This is a genomic window from Bradyrhizobium sp. 956_D2_N1_4, from assembly GCF_052076025.1.
GTDB lineage: Bacteria > Pseudomonadota > Alphaproteobacteria > Rhizobiales > Xanthobacteraceae > Bradyrhizobium > Bradyrhizobium barranii.
In genome coordinates, this window is the sequence record NZ_CP197237.1 from 7,367,245 (window position 1) to 7,390,833 (window position 23,589).

Genomic DNA, 23,589 nt, shown 5'->3' on the forward strand with positions numbered 1-23,589 from the left:
GGATGCCCTAGACACGGGGCATGCCTCGCGCCGTACAGGCCGCGCGGCAGACGAATCGTGACCAGGACAGGCCAAAGCCATGTTTGAAGTGACCGCCGCGCCGACGCCAAAAGCGCTCGATGCCGCGCCCGCGCGCGAGCCGGGTGCCTACGAAGCGCTGGTGCGGGAGATCGGCGAGGACGGGGCCTGTGAAGTCCGTGACGTGTTCTGGAGCGAGACCTGCGCGCGCCTGCAACTGTTCCGCACGCTCTCGCTCGCGCAGCAGCTTGCCAGGATCATCCGCGAAGCGCATTCGCTGAAGAGCGCGGCAGGAACGTTCGGCTATGTCAGGCTTGCGGCGCTGGCGCTGCGGCTGGAGCAGACCGCGGAGACGCTTGGTGAGGCCGAATTCCACGGTCTCCTCGACCTGATGGATGCCGCCTACGCCGCCGCGCGCGCGCAGGAGCCGCAGGGCTAGAGCCATTTTTGTTTCGATGGAATCGGAGCGGGGCTTGCGCAAACCCTATCCACTTCGCTCGAAAACGCTCTGACCAAAACCGCGCCAAGCCCGCCGTACTTCTACGGTTTGGGATTTTCACAGATGGCTAATCATAGGTGGCGATAGTCGCCGGAAACCAGGAGGGTTTCCATGTTCACCTATGAGACTGCGGATCAGAAAGAGGTCCGTCGCTTCCGCATCGCACAGTTCAACGGCAGGACGGCGACGGTGAAGGCTGGCGAGGCGACGGTGACTGGTTTCGTTCGCTCGGTGCTGGAGCAGGAATCGAGCATGCCGCCGCGCTGGACCATCACGATCATTCCGAGCACACCGAAGGAAGAGCCCAAGTCGCTGCGGCCGCCGTCGCGGGTACGCCCTTTCGCCGAGGATTATCTCTGAACCCATCGGGTCCCCAGGCCATTCTCAGGCTTGATCGCCCGCCTGGCGGCGCAGGACAGAACCTCAATCGATCGAATGCAGCAGCGCCGCACGGACGAGGTCCGCGGTGTTGCGCGCGCCGAGCTTGCGCATCGCCTCGGCGCGATGGCTCTCGAACGTGCGCGGGCTGATCTGCATCCGCAGCGCGCCCTGCTTGTTCGAGTAGCCCTCGCTGATCAGCCTCAGCACCTCGCGTTCGCGCTTGGTCAGCCGCTTCTGGCCCGACAGGCCCAGCAACTCGGTGCTCGGCACACGCTGCGCTTGCTGTGCGCGGGCGGCGTTCAATTCGGCGCCCTCGGTCCTGGACTGGATCGGCAGGGCATCCCTATGAGGGCCGGCAAGCTGCTTGACCACGCCGCAAACGCGTTCGGTCTGCGCCAGTGCATTCTCCACCACGCGCTGCAAATAAGCCCGATCGGCCGTAACCGGCGCGAGCTGGTCGCTGTGGTGCTTGATCTCGCCCATGTAGAGCAGGAGCGCGGTCAGGGGGCCATTGAGCTCGCGGGCGATGGCGCTGGCCATCTCGTCGGCGGCCTTGGCGCGGACCGCGTTCAGGCGGGCGAAATCGAGCTCTTCGGTCGGAGCAGAGCTGCTTTCGAACCATTCCGACGGCCGCGAATCGGTGGCCGTATCGTTCTGTGACCCCATGTGACTCGTTTAGCGGAACCGGGGCCGGTCTGTGGTTAACTTTTTGCTCCGTAAGACTACGGTAATTTTGGCAGTTTTGTGCTGAAATACCGGCGCAGGCACAATTTATGCTTGAGTACCCACGCAATCGACCACGCGTAGGTTGAGGCTTTCGCCCAAAACTTGAGCAGGCGACGAAATGCCTCCTTAACCAACGCTCCCCAGCGGGCGCCCGCGCCGCCCGGTTTTTACGGATAAATTAACAATGACTTGCTTCTCTTAGTCACGATTGAGAGCGCGCAAATGCCTCCACGCATGAGGCCGGTAGGCCTGCGGGAAACGCTGCGGAAGATTGCGTGCCATGAACGAGATCGATCGGCTGTCCGAGTTCTTGCAGAGGCTGACGCCGCTCTCGCGCAGCTGTCTGCTCAGCGAGCTCGAGCGGCTCGAACTGTGCGGCATCGACATGCCGGGCTCGTCCGACATTCAGGCGAAGTTGCGCGCCGAGTTCCGCAAGGACGGATCGACCCAGGCACGCGCCACCAGTCCCTCGCGCTATTTCTTCGCGCCGCTCGAACTGCTCCTGATCGACGGCGCACCCGAGCATGCCAATGCGGGGCGGATTTCACGCAACACGCTCACGCCGATCTGGGAGTGGATCTGCCGCGACCTGCTGCCGACCATGGCGCGCGACTACATCAAGGCGATCAACGACCAGGTCACCGCCAACAACCCGAAGGAAGTGCTGAAAACCGCGTCGATCTTCCAGACCAAGGTCCTCAAGGTCCTCGAGAACACCCTCGCATCGGCGGAGAGCACCGAGTTCGCACGCGCCAAGCTCACGCAATACACGGCCTCGCGCACCGCCTTCGACGACGTGAGGAAAATGCAGCAGGTGCTGCGCGCCGGCGACGCGCTGCCGAAGTTCAACGAAAAGCTGCCTGAGAAGATCGCGAAATTCGACGACGGCCAGGTTGCCCAGATCACCGCGCAACTCGATGTCTTCAGGAAGTCCCACCCGGACGCGCTGCACTTTGCGCTGGCGCTGGTGGCAAGGCGCCTGAAGACGTCCTGGGAACTGATGCGCCTTGCCACCAGGACCGCCGCGAGCAAGAGCGTGGCCGACGTCGCCGCCACGCCCTATGCCTGCGTCGTTCCCATGGTGCTCGACCGGCTCGACGACAAGCGGCTCGCCCTGCGGGTCGCGCTCAAGCACAACCGCGTGCTGGTCGCGCGCGACCTGCTCGCCGACATCTACGACACCGAATATGCGCTCAAGGTCCGCATCGACGGCATTGAGGGTTACGAATGGGGCGTCCGGCTCCAGCAATTGATGGATGCGATCGCGGCGCTGGTGTCCGCCGAGGTGAGCCGTTTCCCCTCCAATGTCGGCCACATTCTCGGCTCGCGCCGGCTGCGCAGCCACGACACGCTCGGCGGCAAGCTGTCCTATCTGGCCTGGAAGGGACGCGACGCCGTGCAGGACGGCGCGGCGGCGTTTCGCAAATTGATCGGGCAGACCTGATACTGCGGCGCGGCTACTCCGCCCGCGGCAGGCACAGGAAGCGATCGGTAAATCGCCCTGACAGAACGAATCTGAACCACCAATACATCAATCGCCGTGTCGTCATTGCTGTAATCCTCGACAGCCCACCACCGGCTACGCACAGCAATAGCGCAGGTGCAGCAAGACACATGTGATGTGCTTCACATTTGCGCCGCCGCAGCCGGCCGCGTTGTCGCAGAACTGTCACGCGTAAACCATGAAACATGCGCGCATCGCGTGAAAATGAACTCTCCCATCGCTGCCATCGCGTCGATCCTGCGATGCACCGCAAGAGCGACGGGACGGAGGTTGCGATGAGATCGAACCGGCGGACATCGACGATGGCGGCATTGCACGCGCGCGCCAGCGCCGGGCGAAACGCGAGCGGTTCGTAGCGCGTTGAACGAGCTGAATGCGCAGCTCGACAAGCACGGATTCTACAAGGCGTTTCCCGTCCTGAGTCGCGGTCGCGAGCTGGTACTGCATGACCCAGCACGCCACGGCCACAGGCAATTGAGGCGTCCATTATTCAATTGGGCGAAGTGCGCGCGACCTCGTCCGATTACAGGACAGCGCGCGTGTCCGCAGCCAAGCCGCGTCTTGCAAAAATTGCGCGGGATTGCCGCACGCCCGCGCGCGACGCGCGGGCAGACGTAAAAACTTCTGGAAGAAGATCCAGACAATTTTAGACGTGATGCGGGCTTTAACGTTACCCAGATAATTCAACAATCGACTGAAGCTCTCCATATTTGAAACTGCTCCCATCGCTAACACCTGTCGCGGAACGGGAGTGGTTTGCGATGAACGATGAACTTGTTGAGCTCGCCGGACGGAGGCCCAAAACCTTCGGACGGCGAAAGGTAACGCCGCGCGCATGCGTCGCAGACGGCAAGCGCCATCTGCGCGCATTCCTCGCCGAGGTGCTGGAGGATCTTGGTTTCGTCACCAGCGAATGCGCCAGCGCGGACGAGCTGCAGACCGTGCTGACCCGCGAGTTGCCGGACCTGATCCTGCTCGGCATCGCCGCCGACGGCATCGAGCCCGGCACGTTTCTGGAGACGCTGGTGCGCGAGGCCTTCGACGGCAAGGTTCTCGCCGTCGGCGCCCGCGAGTCCATCATCGTCAGGGCCGTGCAGCAGGTCGGCGAGGAGTATGGCCTCGCGATGCTGCCGCCACTGACCACGCCCTTTGCCGCCGAGACGCTGCGCGAGCGCGTCGCGATGCTGCTGCCGGACGAGCCGGCGCCGAGCCCGGCCGTGTATGTCGGCGAGGCGCTTCATGCCGGCTGGCTCGAGCTCTGGTACCAGCCCAAGATCGACGCGCGCACCCTGGTCCGCAGCGGCGCCGAGGCGCTGGTGCGGATGCGGCATCCGACCTGGGGCGTGGTGCCGCCCGCCTACTTCATCCCCGAAGAGCACGATCCGCATTTGCGCGAACTCTCGGAGTTCGTGATCGAGCGCGCCTTGCAGGACTGGCACTATCTCCTGGAGCAGCAGAGCCCGGTCGATCTCTCGATCAACCTGCCGACGTCATATCTGAAGGAGCCGCTGGCGGTGCGCGATCTCTGCCGCCGCATGCCGACGCATCCGGCCTTCGGCGGGCTGACGATCGAGATCGACAGCGAGGAGGCGATCCGCGATCTCGAATTCCTCGTCGAGGTCGCCCGCGAGGTGCGCCTGCACAATATCGGCCTGTCGATCGACAATCTCGGCGCCAACTGGCCGTCACTGATGGATCTGGACAAGATTCCCTTCATCAAGCTGAAGGCCGACCGGCACTTCGTCACCGGCAGCGGCAGCGATCGGCTGAAGCGCACGGTGTGCCGTCACATCGTCGAGCTCGCCCACGCCTACGGTGCGCGCACCGTGGCCGAAGGCGTCGAGAGCCGCGCCGACCTCGTCGCCGCCAACGAGCTCGGCTTCGACCTCGTGCAGGGTTTTCTGTTCGGCAAGCCGATGCCGCTGAAGAAGTTTGCAAGGAGCGCGCTGACGCGGACGGTGATGGGGCAGGCGTGAGGCACAGGCCTCACGCCAACCGCCGCGCGAAGAAGAAGACGCGCACGACCACGAGCGCGATCGCTGCGATCACCCCATGAAGGACAGAGCTTTCCTAGCGACAGACCCAGGCGCCATTGACCAGCACGCGGGCGCACGTTGGTGCCGCGACAGCGGCGCCTACGGCCGCTCCACCGACTACGGCGCGGCGCGTCGTTCGCCGCGCGACGCCGGCGACACTCACTGGGGTCGCTGGTCGCCCTACGCGGGCCTGTGCGCTCTGAACCGAGAATGAAAGACCATCCTCCTCCGACCACTGCACCGAGCCCATGACTGCGCAGGCAATGACGGCGCCAGCTAACCAAAACTTTGTTCCGTGTCGCATGACGTCCTCCGTCCCTTGGCCAAAGTTCTTGCGGATTTCTGTCAGTCGCGTGAGGATGCCGATCACCGTCCCATCCGCGAAACGGGCAGACCAGCCAAGCGGATGCTGTCACTGTGATCGCGAAACAGGGCACGCGATGCACCGAGGAGATAACTCTCCCATCCAGTGGGACACTGCGTGCAAGAACAGACGTTGATCTAGATCAACGTTGACGGTCGCATGACTACCGCGCCAGGTGATGGTCGCGAGCCAATGACCAGATGGAAGCGCGTTCGATCAAGGTCACCAACCCTGGTCGGGAACTGCGATACATCGCCTCAGGCATATCGCCGCGCGAAGAAGACGCAGACGACCACGAGCGCGGTCGCGGCGATCATGTTCCATGCGACCGGCTCGTGCAGCAGGAAGCCGGCGAGCGCGAGACCGAAGAACGGCTGGAGCTGCTGCAACTGACCGACCCGGGCAATGCCGCCGACCGCAAGGCCCCGGTACCAGAAGATGAAGCCGACGAACATGCTGAAGACGGAGACGTAGGCGAGCCCGATCCAGGCGGGCACACCGACGCCGCTCCACGTCGACGGCCATGTCACGATCGCGACCGGCACCATCAGCGGCAGCGCGAGCAGCAGCGCCCAGGAGATCACCTGCCAGCCGCCGAGGCGGCGCGACAGCGCGGCGCCTTCGGCATAGCCGAGCCCGCACAGCACGATGGCCGCGACCATCAGGAGATCGCCGGTGAGCGAGGCCGAGCCGTCGTTCGACAGGGCAAAGCCCGCGACCGTGGCGCTGCCCAGCACAGCGAACAGCCAGAACAGCGGCTGCGGTCGCTCGCCCCCGCGCAGCACCGCGAAGATCGCCGTCGACAGCGGCAAGAGCCCGATGAAGACGATCGAATGCGCGGAGGTGATGTGCTGGAGTGCGAGCGCCGTGAGCAGGGGGAAGCCGACCACGACGCCGACGGAGACGATGGCGAGCGAGACGAGATCCTTCCGCTGCGGCCGCGCCTGGCGGAGCAGGAAGAGCACGGCCACACCGATCAGGGCCGCGATGACCGCGCGGGCGGACGTCAGAAACAGCGCGGAGAAGCCGCCGACCGCCACGCGCGTCGCCGGCAACGAGCCGCTGAAGATGATGACGCCGAGAAGCCCGTTGCCCCAGCCACTGCCTGCAGATTGCATGTCCGTCTCGCTTTTTGGGTCACGATCATCGGCCGTCGCCGGTGGCGAAACCAGCAACACTCCAGTACAATCTGGCAGAACTGTATGGATATGGAAGGTAATACACCTTGGGCGGCGAGGCACAAACGAAGGGGCGGGGCGGGACGCGGACCAGCGACGTGATGGGCGCGATCCGCGCCAAGGTCGCCGCCCGCGCACTCGGTGCCGGCGACCGCCTGCCGTCGATCCGCAGCCTTGCCGCGACAATGGGTGTTTCGCCGTCCACCGTCGTCGAAGCCTATGATCGGCTGGCCGCCGACGGCCTGATCCGCGCCCGCCGCGGCTCGGGCTTCTATGTCTCATCGGCCGTCACCCCGCCGCTGGCGCTGACCGAAGTCGAGCCCCGCCGCGACCGGGAAGTTGATCCCTTCTGGGTTTCCCGACAATCGCTCGACACGGACGATGCCGTGCCAAAACCCGGCTGCGGCTGGCTGCCGCCGGAGTGGATGCCGGAGGCGGCGTTGCGCCGCGCCACCCGTGCGCTTGCCCGCACCGACGCGAGCGTTTTGACCAATTACGGCAGCACGAGCGGCTCCCCTGCCCTGCGCCGGCTGCTGCTCGCGCGCCTCGCCGAAGACGCGATCGAGGCATCGATCAACCAGTTGATGTTGACCGGTTCAGGCACGCAGGCAACCGACCTGATCTGCCGCTTCCTGCTTCGTCCCGGCGACACCGTGCTGGTCGACGATCCCTGCTACTTCAATTTTCGCGCCCTGCTGCGCGCGCATCAGGCGAAGATCGTCAGCGTGCCCTTTACGCCGTCGGGCCCCGATATCGCGCGCTTCGAGCAGATCCTCGCGGCTGAGCGGCCGCGGCTCTACATCACCAATTCAGCGCTGCACAATCCGACCGGCGCGACGATATCGCTCCAGACCGCGCACCGGCTGTTGACCGCAGCCGCGGCGCACGACCTCACCATCGTCGAGGACGACATCTTCGGCGACTTCGAGCCGGAGCGCTCGCCGCGCCTTGCCGCGCTCGACGGCTTGAACCGCGTGATCCGCATCGGCAGCTTCTCCAAGACGTTGTCGGCCTCGGTGCGCTGCGGCTACATCGCAGGGCGAGCCGACTGGATCGAGCACCTCGTCGACCTCCAGGTCGCGACCAGTTTTGGCGGCCCGAGCCCGGTGGCGACCGAGATCATCGCCAAGGTCCTGGCCGGCGGCAGCTATCGCAAGCACATGGACGAGCTCAGGCAGAAGCTCACGCGGACGCGCCGCGACGTCGCGCGAAAACTTCAGGCGCTGGGTATCGAGCCCTGGCTGATGCCGCGCGGCGGCTTCTTCCTCTGGTGCCGCCTCGCCGGCAGGCAGGATGCCACCGCCGTCGCGCGCGCCGCGCTCGAGGAGGATGTGGTGCTCGCGCCGGGCAACGTCTTCAGCGTGTCGCAAACGGCCTCGGACTTCCTGCGCTTCAACGTGGCGCATATGAGCGATCCGCGGATGTGGGACGTGCTGCGGCGGGCGCTGAAAGCCAAATGATCGACCGCTAGTACAACGGCTCCTCATAGACCGGCTCGCCGTCGAGCAGCAGGCGCTTGATGGCGGCGCGGCCTGAGGGGAGTACGGCGGCGACAACCCGGAGTTTCTGCTGGTTGCGGGCTTGCTCGAGCTTCTTGCCCTCGCCTTCGGGCACGAAATAGCTTTCGAGACCGTATTTGATCGCCAGTTTCTCGCAGAAGACGTGCGGGCCCGAGCCGCAGGTTCCGCCGTAATAGGAGACACGGCCGCGGATCAGCACTTCGGGAGCCGTGACCGTGACGGGCTCGGCATGCACCGAGACGGCCTCGTAGAGACCATTGGCATTCGGCGCGAGCTTGACGAACACGACGGGCTTGCGCTCGGCCGCCGGCTGGCCGGCGAGCGTGCCCGCCGGCAGTTGCGAGATGTCGTAGCGGAGCACGACATAGTCGCCGCGCAGGAGATCGCGGGGATCGACCGGCTGCGTCTGCAACGTCACCTCACGGCCTTCGCGCAGGATCTGCATGCGATCGGCGACCATCAGCACCAGCAGCACGCATTGAAGCAGGACGGCGACACCGAACAGCACGGCTTTCGGGATGCGTTGCCAGAGTTTTGTCACGGACGCGGTCAACTCCATCATCGCTGGGCCCTCGGCAGCGCGCGATTGAGCGCGGTGGCAAATACGACGGCAATCACACCGGCCGCGGCAAGGAAGGCCGAGCGGCGCAGCAGCGAGCCCTTCACCGCCCAGGTGATGCCCGCGATGACGCCGGCGATCCCGAGCCAGCCGGCGACGATTCGCGGACGCACATCATCGAGCACACCGGAGACGACGAGGCACAGCATGGCGCAGAGCAGCGCGGCATAGGCGAACCAGGGCTCGCCGGCCGTGGATGCCGGCCAGATCGGCGCCGCGAGCAGGACCAGCCCGATCGAACATGCCGCAAGGATTTCACCTGCACGCCTGGTGATGCCGGCGGACGCAAGCGCGAGGATCACGCCCGCGGCCCCGCAAAGGATCGCCCAAAGCGGCTGGGCCGGCACCGTGCTGTTCCGGAAGCGGATGATGTCGTCGACCGTTGTCACCTCCAGGCAAGCGACGGCGGCCAGCGAAAACGCTCCGTAGATCGACAGGACGATTCCGAGGCGCCGCGCCCTCGGCGACGGCACAGCGGCGATCGCAAGCCCGGCGCCGAACAGCAGGGCGGCGCCGTTCGCGAGCACGAACGACGGCTGGGCACCGTCGAGCTCGAAGCGGAGCGACGTCGCGATCCACCACGGAAGCAGCGCTACCGCGACGAGATGGGCCGCCACGCGGGAATTCCATGCAAGCGCGAGCGCGGCGGCGATCAGCCAGACCGCCACGAACGGAAGATGCAGGACATCAGGCGCATCATAGTTGCGCATGCAGGTCCAGATGCAGGCGGCGGCGAGCGCGACCGCAAGCGCGCCGCGCGATCCGGTCAGCAGTGCGGCGGCAAATGCTCCGATCGACCACAGCAGCATGCCGCCGGCGAAATCCTCGCCGAGATGATACATCTGGCCGACCAGCGCGATGCCCGCGCCGAAGATGATCGCCCCGATGCTCGCGCAGAGATCGGCGAGAACCGTGCGGCCCGTCGCGGCGAACCACGCTCCGAGGCCGCCGGCGACGACCATGCCGGCGATCAGGATCGCGAACCGCAGCAGCCGCGCGATCTCCGTCCAGTGCGCCGCGACGAAGGCGAGGAAGGCGGCTGCGATCAAGAGGCCACCGACGATGGCAACGACGACGGCGATGTTGATGCCGGGCGAGAGCGGCGGCAGCGCGCTGCGGATGGAGGTGGCAGCCGCCGGCGCGATCACGCCGTCGGCTTCCCACTGCGAAAGATCAGCCTCGAGGCGCTGCCGGTAGGTTTTGTCGAACATGGTCGTGAAACACCTCGCTCCCTGCCGGTTGGCGGGATGCTGTTGGTCGGGCCGTGACGGTAGCAGGTTCAACCTGTCACCGCTCTGGTCGCGGGGGCACCCGGCGCGCGCCCCCGCGCGACAGCGGCTTCGCGTTCACGGTCGAACCGAGTAAGTAACCGGCCGTCATGATGATGACCCGCCATGCAGAAACTGACGAACTCGAGGCAGGACGAGATCGACCGCACTCAGTTCGGCTTCATGGGTCAAGCCGTCCAGGATCACGAGCTGTACTTTGGTCGACAGCAACGCAGTCCCGATGGTCTGCGCGTTCCCGAGCGCGGCCGGGTTTTCCCGGCCAACGATCCAAAGTGTCGGGCAAAGAAGACGCCCTGGATCGATATCTTCCCAATCCAGCATCGCCGCGAGCCAAGCCACCTCAGGGCCGGCGAGACCACTTTGAAGATAAGCCCGCTCGGGGGGCGTCAACGCTTCGACATCGAGACTGCCTTCCTCTTGAGCCTTGAGGATTGGCGCCCATCGATCGCGGACGCCGGTAATGGTGCTGCGAAATTCACCGACGGCGCCTGGGCCAAACGGTATGCCCACCATGACGAACCGAAGCACGCGCTGGGATCGAGCGGCAAGATAACGCGCTATGTTCGCTCCGTAGGAGTATCCCCAGAGCATAAACCGTTCGATACAAGCGTGATCGACGACCGCGAGAATATCGTCGCAGTGCCGATCGACGGAGTAGGCGATTGGATCCCGCGGCCTTTCGCTGTCGCCGTGACCTCGAATGTCGATGGCCAGTACGGTGAAGTCGGACTGGAGCTCGCTGATGTAGCCGGCCGCGTGCCAGACCTGACGCGACTGCATGCCGCCGTGGAGGAGCACGATCGCGGGTCCGGAACCGGCGCGTTCATAGGCAATGCGGCTGCCGTCGCTGGATATTGCGAAGAGACTTGTCATCTGTCGATGGCTTTCTGAAAGAATTGACGCGAAAGCGGCGCGCGGATTCATTCCGCGGGCGCGATCGTTGAGGGGACGTCGATGGTGCTAGAGATTCCGCGCTGCCGGCCTGCGACCGATCGGAAGGCGACCACGGGTCGCTGTCAGCCGCAGATGGCAGAGGGTGCGCCAGGCGGGCGTGCCATAGCTTGCGAGGAGATCGCGCCGGGTTTCCTCCCACAGCGACGATTCAGGGTCGAGCCCCAGCATGCGCACGAAATTCTCGTCGCCCACGACGACCTGCCTGGCGTAAGGAAACAGAAAGCGGGTCGCCCCATGCTTGCAGAAGGCACGAGCTTCGGCGTAGCTCGCAAACCAGTTGTTCAGCAGAAGCTGGCAACGGAAATCGTACCACAGCCCGCCCATGTCATCCGTTGGCTTGGCCTGCCCGCCAAGCACATGACGTGCATGTTCCCAATCCTGGAAACCGAGCTCCGTGCAGACTATGTTGAGGGCGTGGGTCAACTTCCATTTCGCGGGCCACGCCCAGCGTCGCCGCCTCGATATCCAGCGTGCGTAGAATATGACATCCGGCGATTCATTGGTCAGATCGTTCAAGCGTAGCCGCGCGCGAATTTTGATTTCACGCAACAATTCAACGCACGTGCTTGGGAATTCGAGCATCGCAGCGCCCGACGAGAATACGGTGTTCATGACAACCCCAGCGAGGCGTCCGACACTCCCGCTATTGCCGAACAAAGGGCTCGTCATCGTTAGCCTTCCCGGATGCCGATCGAAGGATCGTATCGCCGGAAGAAAACGGACAACCTCTCGAAGGGTGAGAGCCTCTTGTGCGGGAAGGCGCCCCTTCGGCACCTGCGCGAGGTTATAAGGTCGTCTTCAAAAGGACGCAAGCTGGTCGGGACGGCGGGCCGTGACGACTTTGAACCTTCCGTCCCCACGTATCGGCGGTCTAACGCAAAGGGATTCGCATGCCTCCAACTCACGCACTGACGTCCATCCTTCCCTGCAACGACCTCGACGCCTCGGAGAAATTCTACGCCCGGCTCGGTTTTGCGCGCGCGGACGGCGACAAGCCGGAGGACGGAGAGGACAGCTATCGCATCCTCTCCGATGGAAAGGGTGGCCATCTCCATCTCACCGATGCCGTCGAAGGCTGGCTGATCAGAGGCCGCAACCCGTTCGGTCTCTATCTCTACACCGAGGCCGTCGACGAACTCGCGCGAGAGTTTTCGGGCGAGTTGGCCAACGGACAGGGGCCGGAGGACACGCCGAGGGGAATGTACGAGTTTGCGCTGTCGGACCCGGACGAGACCCTGGTCAGGATCGGCTGGCCGTCACGGCTCCGTCAGAACAAGCCAGCTTGAGCGGCGGAGAGGAAGGCCTAGGACGTGGACTCATTAGCGCGCCGAGCCATAGCCTGATTGAAGCGAGTTGGACGAAGGCGAGATAGTTGGCGGCAAGCTTGTCATAACGCGTCGCCACACGACGGCATTGCTTGATCCTGTTGAAGAAGCGCTCAGTGCTGATGCACGCGGACAATCGACGTGTCGCAGACGCTCTTCTTACGTGGAGTAGCAAGCACCCAGCGTGTCGATGATGCGGCCCCAGAGACCAGCCCGCCGCTAACGGATGATTCTCCTCTTCTGCGCCCGGATTTATTCCGACTTCGTCGTTGCCCTCTTCATAGTGCTGTCGCGAAGCGATCGGTGGCGCGCACCAGTTGATCGAGGATACCTGGCTCCGACCAGGCATGACCCGCACCCTCGACCAGATGGAATGCGGCATCAGGCCACGCCCTATGCAGCGCGTACGCATATCGGGCTGGACAGGGCATGTCGTAGCGGCCGTGAACAATGGCTCCCGGGATGCCGCGGAGGCGGTGAGCGTTGCGCAGAAGTTGCCCATCCTCCAGCCAGCAATCGTGAACGAAATAGTGGTTCTCCAATCGCGCAAACGCGAGCGCAAATTGGTCGTCGCCAAACGATGTCGAGAATGCTGGATTAGGCAGCAGCGTGATCGTTTCGCCCTCCCAAATAGCCCAAGCCTTGGCTGCCTCGAGCTGGGTGGCTCGATCGTCGCCTATCAGCCGGCTGCGATACGCCGCAATCATGTCGCCTCGCTCGCTCAGGGGTATCGGTGCCTGGAACTTTTCCCACTTCTCCGGAAAGATCTCTGAAACGCCGAACTGATAGTACCATTGCAGCTCCGCCTTGGTGACGGTGTAGACGCCACGGAGAACAAGCTCGCTGACGCGGTCGGGATGCGTTTCTGCATAGGCTAACGCGAGAGTCGATCCCCACGAGCCACCGAACACGAGCCATTTGTCGACGCCTGCAAGTGCACGCAAGCGCTCGATGTCCGATACCAAATGCCAAGTCGTATTCGCTTCGAGCCCCGCATACGGAGTTGATTGCCCACATCCTCGCTGATCGAAGAGCATGACATCATATCGATTGGGATCAAACAGACGCCTATGTTCAGGAGACAAACCTCCGCCCGGTCCGCCGTGCAGGAAGACCGCCGGCTTCGCGCCCGGCGTCCCCACCCGTTCGTAATAAACCCGGTGACCTTCTCCAACGTCGAGGGTGCCAGCGCTATAGGGCTCGATGGGTGGGTACATGGACCTCAACTGACTCATACGGCCTCCGTTTGGCACCACGAGGTTCGATCAGCACGCCGCGATCATGGTGGTTTCGGTTATAGGAGCAAAGCGGACGAAGCCACCAGTCACATGTCGCAACGGGTTTATAGGTACACGGCCTAGTTCGCCTTGATGCCGGCCTCGCTGATGAGCTTGCCCCATTTTGTGCTCTCGCTCTGAATGAAGCGGCCGAACTGCTCCGGCGAGGTCGGGGCGGGCTCTGCGCCGAGGGTCCGGATCTTCTCCGCCACCACCGGGTCTTTCAGAGCCTTCACGAAGGCGTCGTTCAGCCTGGCGACGATGTCCGCGGGCGTGCCTGAGGGAGCAACGAGCCCGAACCAGCCCACGGATTCGAAGCCCGCGATACCACTCTCGGCAAGGGTCGGCACATCGGGCAGGGATGGAAGCCGGCGCGCCGACGAAACGCCGACGGCGTTGAGCTTGCCTTCGAGGATCAATTGCCTCGATGCGGGGATATCCAGCACCGCGAAGGGGACATGTCCCGCAAGGACATCAACCGCCGCCGGCGCCGTCCCGCGATACGGAACGAGCTCCATGCTGATTCCGGCCTTCTGCGTGAACAGCGCGGCCGTCAGATGCATCGCGGTCGAATTGCCGCCATGCCCGATCGAGAGCGCGCCCGGCTTCGCCTTGGCGAGCGCGATCGTCTCTGCGGCATTGTGCGCGGGCACGTCCGCGGACGCGACCAGCACAAAGGGAATTTCCGCCAGCAGGGTGATCGGCGCGAGATCCTTGGGGTCGAACGGCATCGACGAATTGAGGTGCGGGTTCACCGTCAGCGCGCCCGCCGGCGCGACGCCGAGCGTGTAGCCGTCGGGCCTGGCCTGGGCCACCGCGGCCATGCCGATATTGCCCCCTGCCCCGGCGCGGTTCTCGATCACCAGGCTCTGCTTGAGCTCCGCGGTGACCAGCGGCTCGAGCGCACGGATGACGGTGTCGGCGCTGCCGCCGGGCGGGAAGGTCACGATGATCTTGATCAATTGCTCCGGATAGGCCGCGCGGCCGGCTTCCAGCGGCAACACGGCGAAAGCCGCGGCCGTCAGCGCGGCCAGAATGCGGCGCCTTGCAACGTGAAACAATTTCTCCTCCCCCATTACGTATTCTTGTTTGTAGGCACGACCAGGCTGCCGTGCCGTCGGCAGGCAGCCTGCTATTCGATCACGCCGCAGCACCAGTGATGCGCGCAAGCAGGCCTTCTGGATTTTCGGGAGCGGCCTGCCCGCGCCAGGCGATGTGCTGGTCGGGTCGTGCCAACACGAGCTTCTCGGCATAGGCCCCATTCGCCTCATCCGACGCGATGTCGACCAGCGCAAGCGGCATGCCGCGCTGTTCTGCGGCAGAGAGCAGCCGCGCCACATCGATCGTCGGGTCGAGCCGGAGTAACGTGTAGCCCGCTCCGAAAGCATCGTAGAGCGATCGTCCGTCGCGCAAGAAGACATGCGGCGCGCGGGCGCCCGGCACGGTGGAGGGCGTAAAGCTTCCCATCGCGTAGGCCGGCGGGGTTTCGCCGTCATAGGCGATGATCGGCGAGGCATCGTAGTAGTAGCCGAAGTTGAGTCCTGCGCAGCAATATTGCTGCACGTTGAGATCGTAGGCTGCTCTCGCAAGCGAAGCACGCGCCGCGTGGCCGCGCGGCGTGTCGTCCTCGATCTCCGCGGACACGCCGCCGCGCTGCGCCATCATCTTCATCGCATGATCCATGGCAAAGCGCGACACCTGGTCGGTGATGGGCTGGCGCTCCGCCTCATAGGCATCAAGGATCGCAGCCGGCGCCCATCCGTTCAGATGCGCCGCCAATTGCCAGCAGAGATCGACGGCATCAGCAATGCCCGCATTCATGCCGTAACCCGCATAGGGCATCCACAGATGCGCGGCATCGCCGCAGATGAAGACCCTGCGGTCGCGGAAGCGATCGGCCACCAGCCGGCGCCCGACCCAATCCTCCTTGCTGAGGATTTCGTACTCGAACCGCTCGTCGACGCCGAGGATGGCGCGGATCGACCAGTCGCGATCGACCGAGTCGAATTCGGGCTCATCGGGCTTGAGGTGATTGTGGATCAGCCAGCGGTCGTGGCCGTCGATTGCAACGGTGGTGCCCGAACGGCGCGGGTTGAGCGAGAGCACCATCCAGGCCGGCTTGTGCGCGCCCATCAACTCCTTCAGTTGCGGCGCCTCGATGAAGGTTGATTGCACGCGCTGGATCACCGGCGTGCCGGACAGGCTGGCGCCGATCGATTTGCGGACGAGGGAGCGGCTGCCGTCGCAGCCGACCACGAAGTCGGCTTCGATGCGGAGCGCGCTTCCACTGTCGAGGTCGCGACCTAGCGCGACCACACGATCGTCGTCCTGCTCGATATCGGTGATTTCCGTGCGCGCCAAAATGGTGATGCGCGGCTGAGCGGCAGCGTGGCCGAACAGGATCGGCTCAAGATAGGCCTGGTTGATCCGGTGCGGCGGCTCGGGCGTCGGCCACCAGGTGTCGGGGCCGCCGGTGGCGCTGTAGCGGCGCGCGCGCGAGGGAATGTCGATACGGCAGAGCTCGATGCCGGTCGCCGTGGTCCGGTAGGAGCAATCGTTCGGGAAGTCCGCGGGCAGGCCTGCGTCGCGGAGCTTTGCGGCGACGCCGAGCCTGCGAAAGATTTCCATCGAGCGCGCCGAGACGTGATTGCATTTGACGCTGGGCGGATCGCCGGCGTGGCGGATCTCCGCAACGACGACGTCGATCCCGCGCGAGGCCAGATCCATGGCCGCGGTCAGTCCCACGGGCCCGGCGCCCACGACCAGCACCTGTGTCCTCATGCTCGTTTCCATCCCCTTGCATCATCGCGGATTCGTTGCCCGCGCAGCATGCATTTTATTGCAGGCTATCTTATGCGATAAGTCGGAAAGAACTCATCAATTCATGAGCTTTTCCGATGAATGTCACCTTGCGACAATTGCGAGCCTTCACTGGCGTGTATCGCACGCGCAGCATCACGCGGGCCGCGCGCGAGCTGGGCATCACGCAATCGGCCGCAAGCCTCCTGATCCAGCAGCTCGAAGTGCAGCTCGGCGTCAAACTGTTCGATCGCTCCACGCGGTCGGTGCAGCCGACGCTGGCCGCCGACGAGGCCTTTCACGCCGCCGAGCGCATGTTGAGCGATGCGCTGGGCCTGTCACGGCGCATGCATGACCTCGCGCAGGCGCGCGCCGGCCGCGTCGCGTTCGTCGCGTCGGCGGGTGCCGCTTCGGCACTGCTGCCGCAGGTTCTCGCGAAATTCCGCGCAGGCCATCCCGAGATCGACATCGACATGCGCGACGTCGCCGCCGACGATCTCGTTCCGCGCCTGATCGCAACCGATGCCGAATTCGCGATCGGCAGCGTCGAGGGTGAGTTCGCGGAGATGACGATCGAGACGCTGACCCGCGGCCGGCTGAGCGCGATCGGCCGTCGCACCGCCGACTTCGCCGCGCGGCGCGCGCTGACATGGGATGAGCTGGCGCAGCTTCCGACCATCGCGATGCGGCGCGAGACGCGAATCCGCATGCAGATCGACCAGGCCCTCGGCGCGCAGGGCAAGCACCTTTCTCCAACCTATGAAGTCACGCTGATCAACACCGCGCTCGCCATGACAGCCCAGGGGCTCGGCCTCGCCATCCTCCCCGCAACGATGCTGCCCGCCGACCAGTTCCCGACGCTGATCGCAAGACCGCTGATACGCCCGGCGATCACCCGCCCGGTGTCGCTGCTGCAGCGTCAGGGACGCACGCTGTCGCCGGCGGCGCAGGCGTTTGTGGCGACGGCGCGGACGGTGCTGGCGGGGCCATGATCGACGCCGCAGGCCGCTGCGCGGGCTACTCCGCGAGATTATGCTGCTGCCAGCGCAACAGATAGGCCTGCAATCGCCAGATCAACGCGGACAGCGCAACACCGACCAGCATCAGCACAACGACGGCGACCATCATTCCCGATGCCTCCGCGCGCGCCTCGGATTCGATGATCAGGCGCCCGATTCCCCGTTCCGCACCGATGAACTCGCCGACGATCACGCCGATCAGGGCGAAGGAGATCGCAGGCGTCAGCGAGGCGAAGACCCAGGCCATGGTCGAGGGGATGACCACGGTGCGGGTGATCTGCCACTCGCTGGCGCCGAGCAGCCGCGCCGCGTTGACAAAGCCCTCGTCGATCGAGCGCGCCCCTTCGAACGTGTTGAAGAACACCAGGAAGACGACCACGATCCACGACGTGACGATCTTCGAGGTATCGCCGATGCCGAAGGCCAGCACGATGATCGGTGCCAGCGCGATGCGGGGGATCGAATTCACCGCGGTGATGAACGGCTGGAAGATCGCACTCAGCCGATCCGAACGGCCGAGCACGAGGCCCGCGGCAAAGCCGCTGCTGACGCCGGTGACGAAGCCGAAGAACGTGTTCTTCAGGGTGACGGCGGTCGCGATCCAGAGATTGTTCTCGGATCGCGCCATGCAGCGGGCGAATTCACCATTGAACCAGCCGTTGAACACGCCGAGCTTGGACTTGAGGCAGCTCAGGATCAGGAAGTGCTCGAAGATGTCGGACGGCTTGGACACGAAATAGGGGTCGAGCAGATCCGGCACCAGCCAGGGAAGACGGCCGTGCAGATCGTACCCCCACTGCCAGATCGACAGGAAGCCGACGCAGATCAGCATCTGCCAGGCCAGGGTTCTGCCGGGGCGGCGCGCTCGCCTCATGGCTTGCGGCCCTTGATGAATTCCTCGCCGAGCGAGTGCCAGATCAGCTGAAACAGCTCGGCATAACGCGGCGTCTCCCGGATCTTCACGGCGTTGCGCGGGCGGGCGAAATCCACCTCGAAACTCTCCTTGATCCGGCCCGGCCGCGCCGAAAACAGAATGATGCGGTCCGCCAGCGTGAGGGCCTCGCCGAGATCGTGGGTCACGAACAGCACGGTCTGCTGCTCGCGTTCCCAGATGCGAAGCAGTACATCGTGCATGTCGATCTTGGTGTGGGTGTCGAGCGCGCCGAACGGCTCGTCCATCAGCAGAACCTGCGGCTCGACGACCAGCGTTCGCATCAAGGCGGCGCGCTGGCGCATGCCGCCCGAGAGCGCCGAGGGATAGGCATTGTCGAAATCCTGCAGCCCGGCTTGCGCCAGGCATGCACGGACCCGATCCTTTCGCTCCGCCGCCGGGACACCCGCCAGTTCGAGGCCGTAACCGATGTTGTCTGCGACAGTGCGCCAGGGAAACAGGGTGTCGCGCTGGAACACATAGCCGACATTGGGCGTCGCCTGTCCGGGGACGACGGGCGTACCATCAATCAGGATCTGACCGCTGGTCGGCTTGACCAGGGTTGCGATCATGTTGAGGACGGTGCTCTTGCCCGAGCCGGATGGCCCCAGCAGGGCGACGAATTCGCCGCGCCGGACATTGAAGGAGACGTCGCGCACGGCCTCGATGGCCGTACCCGCCAGCTGGAAGGTCTTGCACAAACCGCGCACGTCGATGCGCCGCGTCTCAGGCGGCGCATCGACGTGCGGCGTGTGTAAAGCCTGGATCGTCAAGCCGGATAGGCCTTGCGTGCCGCTTCGATGAAGCTGGTGTTGACAACGTCGGCCATCGCGAGCGGCTTGATGCCGGTCATTTCACGGAACCAGACCTTCTGACCGCGCGCGAAGCTGGCGGCATCGATGATGCCTTCGTAATCGGTGACCTTCTTCATGACGCCGCTGTCGAAGATATTCGCATCGCGCGACGTGCTTCCGACGTAAGGCTCGATCATATCGTAGATCTCTTCGGGAGAGTGCCCCTTGATCCACAGGGTGGCGCGCCACAGCGCCGTGACGAACGCCTGCATCTTCTGCGGGTCCTTGTCGATGGTCGCCTGCAGCGTGAAATGAGACGTCACCGGGACCTTGCCGCCGATATACTTGGCCCAGACCGCCTCGTCCGTTCCATCGAACAACAGTGCGCCCCAGCCCTGCTCGACCGAATCCTTCAGGATCGATGGCGAGTTGATGAGAACATCGACCTGCTTCGTCTTCAACGTGCCCATCATGGTGTCGACATTGCCGGTGCCGATCCAGGTCACCTTGTCGTCCAGCCCCATGGTTTCCATGTAATAGGAGGCCCAGACATGGTTGGTGCCGCCCAGCGACGACACCGAAACGATCGGCTTTCGTCCGTCAGGCCGCTTCCACTTCGCCAGCGCCTCCAGGGTGGTGATGCCCTGATCGAACAGATCCTTGCGGATGATGAAGATCGCCGCGTTGCTTCTTGTATCGACCGGCATCAGGACGCGCGCGCTGCGGCCGTGATTGCTGAGCTGCATCGGGTGGGTGATGTCGCCGATACCGATATCGCCCTGGGACGACGCAATGATCTCGCGCGTCTTCACCCCGCTGCCGCCCTGGATCAGCTTGCAGTCGAGGCCGGCCTCCTTGAAGAATCCGGCCCGGTCGGCGACGAATTGAGACTGATAGACCGGAATGGCCACCGGATAGATCACGCGGCCCGACGGGGTATCCGCCCATGCCCGCCCTGCCGCCATGGACGCACCGGCGCCGGCGACGATCGTCAACGCGGCCCGTCTGGTGACCCGAGTCCTCATCACGCGTGCTCCCTCTCCTTGCCGACCACCTTGTCGAGCGCGTTCAGAACCGCATCGCCCATCTCCTGGGTCGAAAGTCTTTTTGCGCCAGGTTCGGCGATATCGGCCGTTCTCGCGCCGGCAGCCAGGGCCGTATCCACGGCCTTCTCCAGCAGCGTGGCATCATCGGGCCGATTGAGGGTGATGCGCAACATCATCGCGACGCTGAGGATCGAGCCGAGCGGATTGGCGATGCCCTTGCCCGCAATGTCAGGCGCGCTACCGTGAACCGGTTCATAGAGCGCCTTGCGGCGGCCCAGCCGGTCCGGCGGCCCGAGCGAGACCGACGGCAGCATGCCCAGCGAGCCCGATGCCATCGCGGCGCAATCGGAGAGGATGTCTCCGAAGATATTGCAGGTCACCATGACGTCGAATTGCGACGGCGCGCGCACGATCTGCATGGCGGCGTTGTCGACATAGAGGTGCGTCAGCTCTACATCGGAGAATTCCGCTTGATGCAGCGCGGTGACCTCCTCGCGCCACAGCACGCTGGTTTCCAACACGTTGGCCTTGTCGACGGAGCAGACCCGGCCTTTGCGGGTCCGCGCCAGTTCGAACGCGGTTCGCGCCACCCGGCGAATCTGGCTGGTGGTGTATTGCTGGGTGTTGAAACCGCGGCGCTGGCCATCGGGCAGCGTCTCGATGCCGCGCGGCTCGCCGAAATAGATGCCGCTGGTGAGCTCGCGAATGATGATGAAGTCGACATCCTTCAGCACCGCGGCCTTGAGCGGCGCGGAGTCCGCCAGCGCGGGATTGGCGACGATGGGTCGGAGATTGGCATAGAGGTCGTATTTGCTGCGCAGCGACAGCAGGCTTCCGGCCTTGCGCGCTGCGGGCGGAACCTCCGTGGTTTCCGGGCCGCCGGTCGCGCCCCAGAGTATGGCGTCGGCCTCCTCCATCGCCTCGACGGTGTCGTCCGGCAACACCTTGCCCGTCGCGAGATAGGGGATGAGACCGTATTGCGCTTCGCGCAGCGCCACGGGAATGCCGCGCCTCGCCGAAAACCATTTGAGAATGCGGTGAGACTGGTCGGTCACTTCAGGACCGATGCCTTCACCGCCGACCACGGCGACCTTGATCATGTTCGAGAGCGTGTTCATGCCAATTGTCCTGCCTGATGTCCTGCAAAGTGAATCCACGGCCGCGCGTCTCGGTCGGATGCCTGGAATGCGCGGATCTCGTGGTCGCGCCGCAACGTCAGCGAAATCTCATCTAAGCCTTCGAGCAGACCCGCGCGCCGGCGCGGATCGATCTCGAAGACGTGCCGCACGCCCGATGGCGAGGTGACCGTCTGCTCCTGCAGGTCGACACTGACACGTCCCGCGCCCTGGCTCGCTTCGATCTCCGCGGCGAGGCCGTCGATGACGGCCTTGTCCAGCACGACCGGTAGAATGCCGTTCTGAAAACAGTTGGCGAAGAAGATGTCGCCGAAGCCGGATCCGATGATGGCGCGGATGCCCATTTCCTGCAGCGACCACACCGCCGCCTCCCGCGACGAGCCGCAGCCGAAATTCGGACCTGTGACCAGGATTTCCGCCGCGCGATAAGGCTCGCGATTGAGGATGAACTCCGGATTGTCCGAGCCATCGGGCAAATAGCGGAGCGAACCGAACGCCCATTTGCCGAGACTGCCGCGGACGGAATTTCCGATCATGCGGTTGATGCTGATGATGACGTCCGTATCGACATTGGTGCGCATGATCGGCGCGGCCGTCGCGGTCAGTTTGGTGAAAGCTTGCGGCATCTAGCGCTCCATCGTTCGGACGTCGGCGATGGCGCCGGACACCGCCGCCGCCACGGCCATGGCCGGGCTTGCCAGATGGGTGCGGGCACGCGGCCCCTGCCGGCCGATGAAATTCCGGTTCGACGTCGACACCGAGCGCTGGCCGGGCGGCACGGTTTCGCCATTTGCTGCAAGGCACATCGAGCATCCGGGCTCGCGCCATTCAAAGCCCGCGTCGATGAAGATCTTGTCGAGCCCCTCGGCCATCGCATCGCGCCTGACGGTCTCCGACCCCGGCACGACCCAGGCGCGCACGCCTGGCGCAACCTTGCGGCCGCGCGCGACTTCGGCTGCGGCGCGCAGATCGCTGAGGCGGCTGTTGGTGCAGGAGCCGATGAAGACCCAATCCACCAGCGTGCCGGCGATCGGCGCACCGGGCTTCAGGCCCATATAGTCGAGCGCGATCTCGATCGCGCCGCGGCGCGCGGGATCGGCGATGTCTGCGGGATCCGGGATGCGGCCGTCGACACCGAGGACGTGTTCGGGACTGGTGCCCCAGGTGATCTGGGGGATGATGGTTCCGACGTCGATCGACACCTCGCGATCGAACATTGCGTCGCTGTCGCTCTGCAGCGTCCGCCACGCCGCGACGGCGCGCTCCCACATCTCGCCTTGCGGCGCATAGGGACGGCCGCGGATATAATCGAACGTCGTTTCATCCGGCGCGATCAGCCCCATCTTGGCGCCGAGCTCGACCGACAGATTGCAGATGGTGAGCCGCCCTTCGATCGGCATGTCCCTGATCGCACTGCCGGCGTATTCGACGGCGTAGCCGGTGCCGCCGGCGGCGCCGACATGGCCGATCAACGCGAGGATGAGATCCTTCGCCGTCACGCCGAACGGCAACCGGCCGTCGAACGTCACGCGCATGGTTTTCGGCCGGCGCTGGATGATGGTCTGGGTCGCCAGCACATGCGTAAGCTCGCTGGAGCCTATGCCGAAGGCGAGCGCGCCGAGCCCGCCATGGGTGCAGGTATGGCTGTCGCCGCAAACGATCAGGCAGCCGGGCAGGCTGAGACCGAGCTCCGGCCCGATGACATGGACGATGCCCTGCCCCGGCTGGTCGAGGTCGAACAGCCGGATGCCGCTGGCGGATGTCTCGGTCCGCAACGCCGCCAACAGCTCCCACCCGGTCTTGATCGTGCCGGCACGCCCGGACGCCGTCGAAATCGCATGATCCGGCGTGGCGAAGGTCAGTTCGGGATTGTGGACCGGAATGTTGCGGCTTTTGAGATTAATCAGGCCGGCGGAGCCGCCGAGGTCATGCAGCAGATGGCGATCCACGTGAAGCAGATCGGTGTCATCGCTGACATGGGCGATGACATGCTGGTCCCAGATTTTGGCCAGCAGCGTGCGGCCACGCTTGTCCACGATCCGTCCTCCCCTGTTCGGCATCTGATGTGCCGTGTTGCCGCCGATCATGCCGACCGGCAGCGGGCTTGAGAAGCAGGATAGAAGTCCGTCGCGGAAATGTGCAGTGACGGTTGAGCAGGGTGCCATCGCGGCCGG

22 protein-coding genes and 1 pseudogene are annotated in these 23,589 nt (G+C 64.7%); 7 read left to right on the forward strand and 16 right to left on the reverse strand.

The window, feature by feature from the left end; all coding sequences use genetic code 11:
• The first annotated feature begins 79 nt into the window (after positions 1-79).
• Positions 80-457 (forward strand): Hpt domain-containing protein, encoded by a 378-nt coding sequence (locus AB7535_RS34835; protein WP_439037493.1) that lies wholly within the window; start codon positions 80-82, stop codon positions 455-457.
• Positions 458-628: 171 nt separating this feature from the next.
• Positions 629-877, forward strand: coding sequence for a hypothetical protein (locus AB7535_RS34840; RefSeq protein WP_071908604.1), 249 nt, complete (start codon positions 629-631; stop codon positions 875-877).
• A gap of 63 nt (positions 878-940) precedes the next feature.
• On the opposite strand, the gene AB7535_RS34845 is transcribed toward AB7535_RS34840, so the two are convergent.
• A complete protein-coding gene (locus AB7535_RS34845) occupies positions 941-1,564 on the reverse strand; it encodes a helix-turn-helix domain-containing protein (RefSeq protein ID WP_063980458.1) in 624 nt (207 codons plus the stop codon).
• Between the two features lie 340 nt (positions 1,565-1,904).
• Here AB7535_RS34845 and AB7535_RS34850 point away from each other — a divergent pair, with 340 nt between their 5' ends.
• Complete coding sequence (locus AB7535_RS34850; RefSeq protein ID WP_354113457.1) at positions 1,905-3,068, forward strand: hypothetical protein; 1,164 nt, start codon at positions 1,905-1,907, stop codon at positions 3,066-3,068.
• Between the two features lie 821 nt (positions 3,069-3,889).
• Positions 3,890-5,104 carry an EAL domain-containing response regulator gene (locus AB7535_RS34855; protein ID WP_014490558.1) on the forward strand — a complete coding sequence of 405 codons (1,215 nt, stop codon included), beginning with the start codon at positions 3,890-3,892 and terminating at the stop codon, positions 5,102-5,104.
• Between the two features lie 681 nt (positions 5,105-5,785).
• Here the strand turns inward: AB7535_RS34855 and AB7535_RS34860 are convergent.
• Positions 5,786-6,646: a DMT family transporter gene (locus AB7535_RS34860; RefSeq protein WP_354113458.1), complete on the reverse strand. Its 861-nt coding sequence runs from the start codon at positions 6,644-6,646 to the stop codon at positions 5,786-5,788.
• A gap of 161 nt (positions 6,647-6,807) precedes the next feature.
• Here AB7535_RS34860 and AB7535_RS34865 point away from each other — a divergent pair, with 161 nt between their 5' ends.
• Complete coding sequence (locus AB7535_RS34865) at positions 6,808-8,166, forward strand: aminotransferase-like domain-containing protein (RefSeq protein WP_354113570.1); 1,359 nt, start codon at positions 6,808-6,810, stop codon at positions 8,164-8,166.
• Positions 8,167-8,173: 7 nt separating this feature from the next.
• Here the strand turns inward: AB7535_RS34865 and AB7535_RS34870 are convergent, their stop codons facing one another.
• From AB7535_RS34870 to AB7535_RS34885, 4 genes are all read right to left on the reverse strand, one after another.
• Entirely contained in the window at positions 8,174-8,788 is a 615-nt protein-coding gene (locus tag AB7535_RS34870; protein ID WP_071908608.1) for a GDYXXLXY domain-containing protein, read from the reverse strand.
• On the reverse strand, positions 8,785-10,056 hold the full coding sequence (locus tag AB7535_RS34875; protein WP_354113459.1) for a DUF2157 domain-containing protein: 1,272 nt from the start codon (positions 10,054-10,056) through the stop codon (positions 8,785-8,787). Before AB7535_RS34875 ends, AB7535_RS34870 begins: the two co-directional genes overlap by 4 nt.
• A 165-nt stretch (positions 10,057-10,221) precedes the next feature.
• On the reverse strand, positions 10,222-11,058 hold the full coding sequence (locus tag AB7535_RS34880) for an alpha/beta fold hydrolase (RefSeq protein ID WP_354113460.1): 837 nt from the start codon (positions 11,056-11,058) through the stop codon (positions 10,222-10,224).
• Positions 11,059-11,094: 36 nt separating this feature from the next.
• On the reverse strand, positions 11,095-11,700 hold the full coding sequence (locus AB7535_RS34885; RefSeq protein ID WP_354113461.1) for a hypothetical protein: 606 nt from the start codon (positions 11,698-11,700) through the stop codon (positions 11,095-11,097).
• 278 nt (positions 11,701-11,978) lie between these two features.
• Between AB7535_RS34885 and AB7535_RS34890 the strand changes: the two genes are divergently transcribed.
• On the forward strand, positions 11,979-12,374 hold the full coding sequence (locus AB7535_RS34890; protein WP_354113462.1) for a VOC family protein: 396 nt from the start codon (positions 11,979-11,981) through the stop codon (positions 12,372-12,374).
• Between the two features lie 43 nt (positions 12,375-12,417).
• Here the strand turns inward: AB7535_RS34890 and AB7535_RS34895 are convergent.
• The 4 genes and pseudogenes from AB7535_RS34895 to AB7535_RS34910 all read right to left on the reverse strand — a co-directional run.
• Positions 12,418-12,528 (reverse strand): annotated as a pseudogene (locus AB7535_RS34895) (IS5/IS1182 family transposase); the annotation flags it as partial.
• Between the two features lie 163 nt (positions 12,529-12,691).
• Entirely contained in the window at positions 12,692-13,648 is a 957-nt protein-coding gene (gene pip / locus AB7535_RS34900; RefSeq protein ID WP_439037494.1) for a prolyl aminopeptidase, read from the reverse strand.
• A 122-nt stretch (positions 13,649-13,770) separates the two neighbouring features.
• Entirely contained in the window at positions 13,771-14,751 is a 981-nt protein-coding gene (locus AB7535_RS34905; RefSeq protein WP_354113464.1) for a Bug family tripartite tricarboxylate transporter substrate binding protein, read from the reverse strand.
• 79 nt (positions 14,752-14,830) lie between these two features.
• Positions 14,831-16,471 carry an FAD-dependent oxidoreductase gene (locus AB7535_RS34910; RefSeq protein WP_354113465.1) on the reverse strand — a complete coding sequence of 547 codons (1,641 nt, stop codon included), beginning with the start codon at positions 16,469-16,471 and terminating at the stop codon, positions 14,831-14,833.
• Between the two features lie 116 nt (positions 16,472-16,587).
• Here AB7535_RS34910 and AB7535_RS34915 point away from each other — a divergent pair, with 116 nt between their 5' ends.
• Complete coding sequence (locus tag AB7535_RS34915; RefSeq protein ID WP_166346602.1) at positions 16,588-17,481, forward strand: LysR family transcriptional regulator; 894 nt, start codon at positions 16,588-16,590, stop codon at positions 17,479-17,481.
• 25 nt (positions 17,482-17,506) lie between these two features.
• Here the strand turns inward: AB7535_RS34915 and AB7535_RS34920 are convergent, their stop codons facing one another.
• From AB7535_RS34920 to leuC, 6 genes are read right to left on the reverse strand one after another with little or no spacing between them, the layout of a single operon-like run.
• On the reverse strand, positions 17,507-18,382 hold the full coding sequence (locus tag AB7535_RS34920) for an ABC transporter permease (protein WP_028158517.1): 876 nt from the start codon (positions 18,380-18,382) through the stop codon (positions 17,507-17,509).
• Positions 18,379-19,212, reverse strand: a complete 834-nt coding sequence (locus AB7535_RS34925) for an ABC transporter ATP-binding protein (protein ID WP_187387865.1) — start codon at positions 19,210-19,212, stop codon at positions 18,379-18,381. Before AB7535_RS34925 ends, AB7535_RS34920 begins: the two co-directional genes overlap by 4 nt.
• Positions 19,209-20,258, reverse strand: a complete 1,050-nt coding sequence (locus AB7535_RS34930; RefSeq protein WP_063980446.1) for an ABC transporter substrate-binding protein — start codon at positions 20,256-20,258, stop codon at positions 19,209-19,211. Before AB7535_RS34930 ends, AB7535_RS34925 begins: the two co-directional genes overlap by 4 nt.
• Complete coding sequence (gene leuB, locus AB7535_RS34935) at positions 20,258-21,397, reverse strand: 3-isopropylmalate dehydrogenase (protein WP_354113466.1); 1,140 nt, start codon at positions 21,395-21,397, stop codon at positions 20,258-20,260. The genes AB7535_RS34930 and leuB overlap by 1 nt, the downstream gene beginning before the upstream one ends.
• Entirely contained in the window at positions 21,394-22,041 is a 648-nt protein-coding gene (gene leuD, locus AB7535_RS34940) for a 3-isopropylmalate dehydratase small subunit (protein ID WP_014490573.1), read from the reverse strand. Before leuD ends, leuB begins: the two co-directional genes overlap by 4 nt.
• A complete protein-coding gene (leuC, locus tag AB7535_RS34945; protein ID WP_354113571.1) occupies positions 22,042-23,475 on the reverse strand; it encodes a 3-isopropylmalate dehydratase large subunit in 1,434 nt (477 codons plus the stop codon).
• Positions 23,476-23,589: the final 114 nt, after the last annotated feature.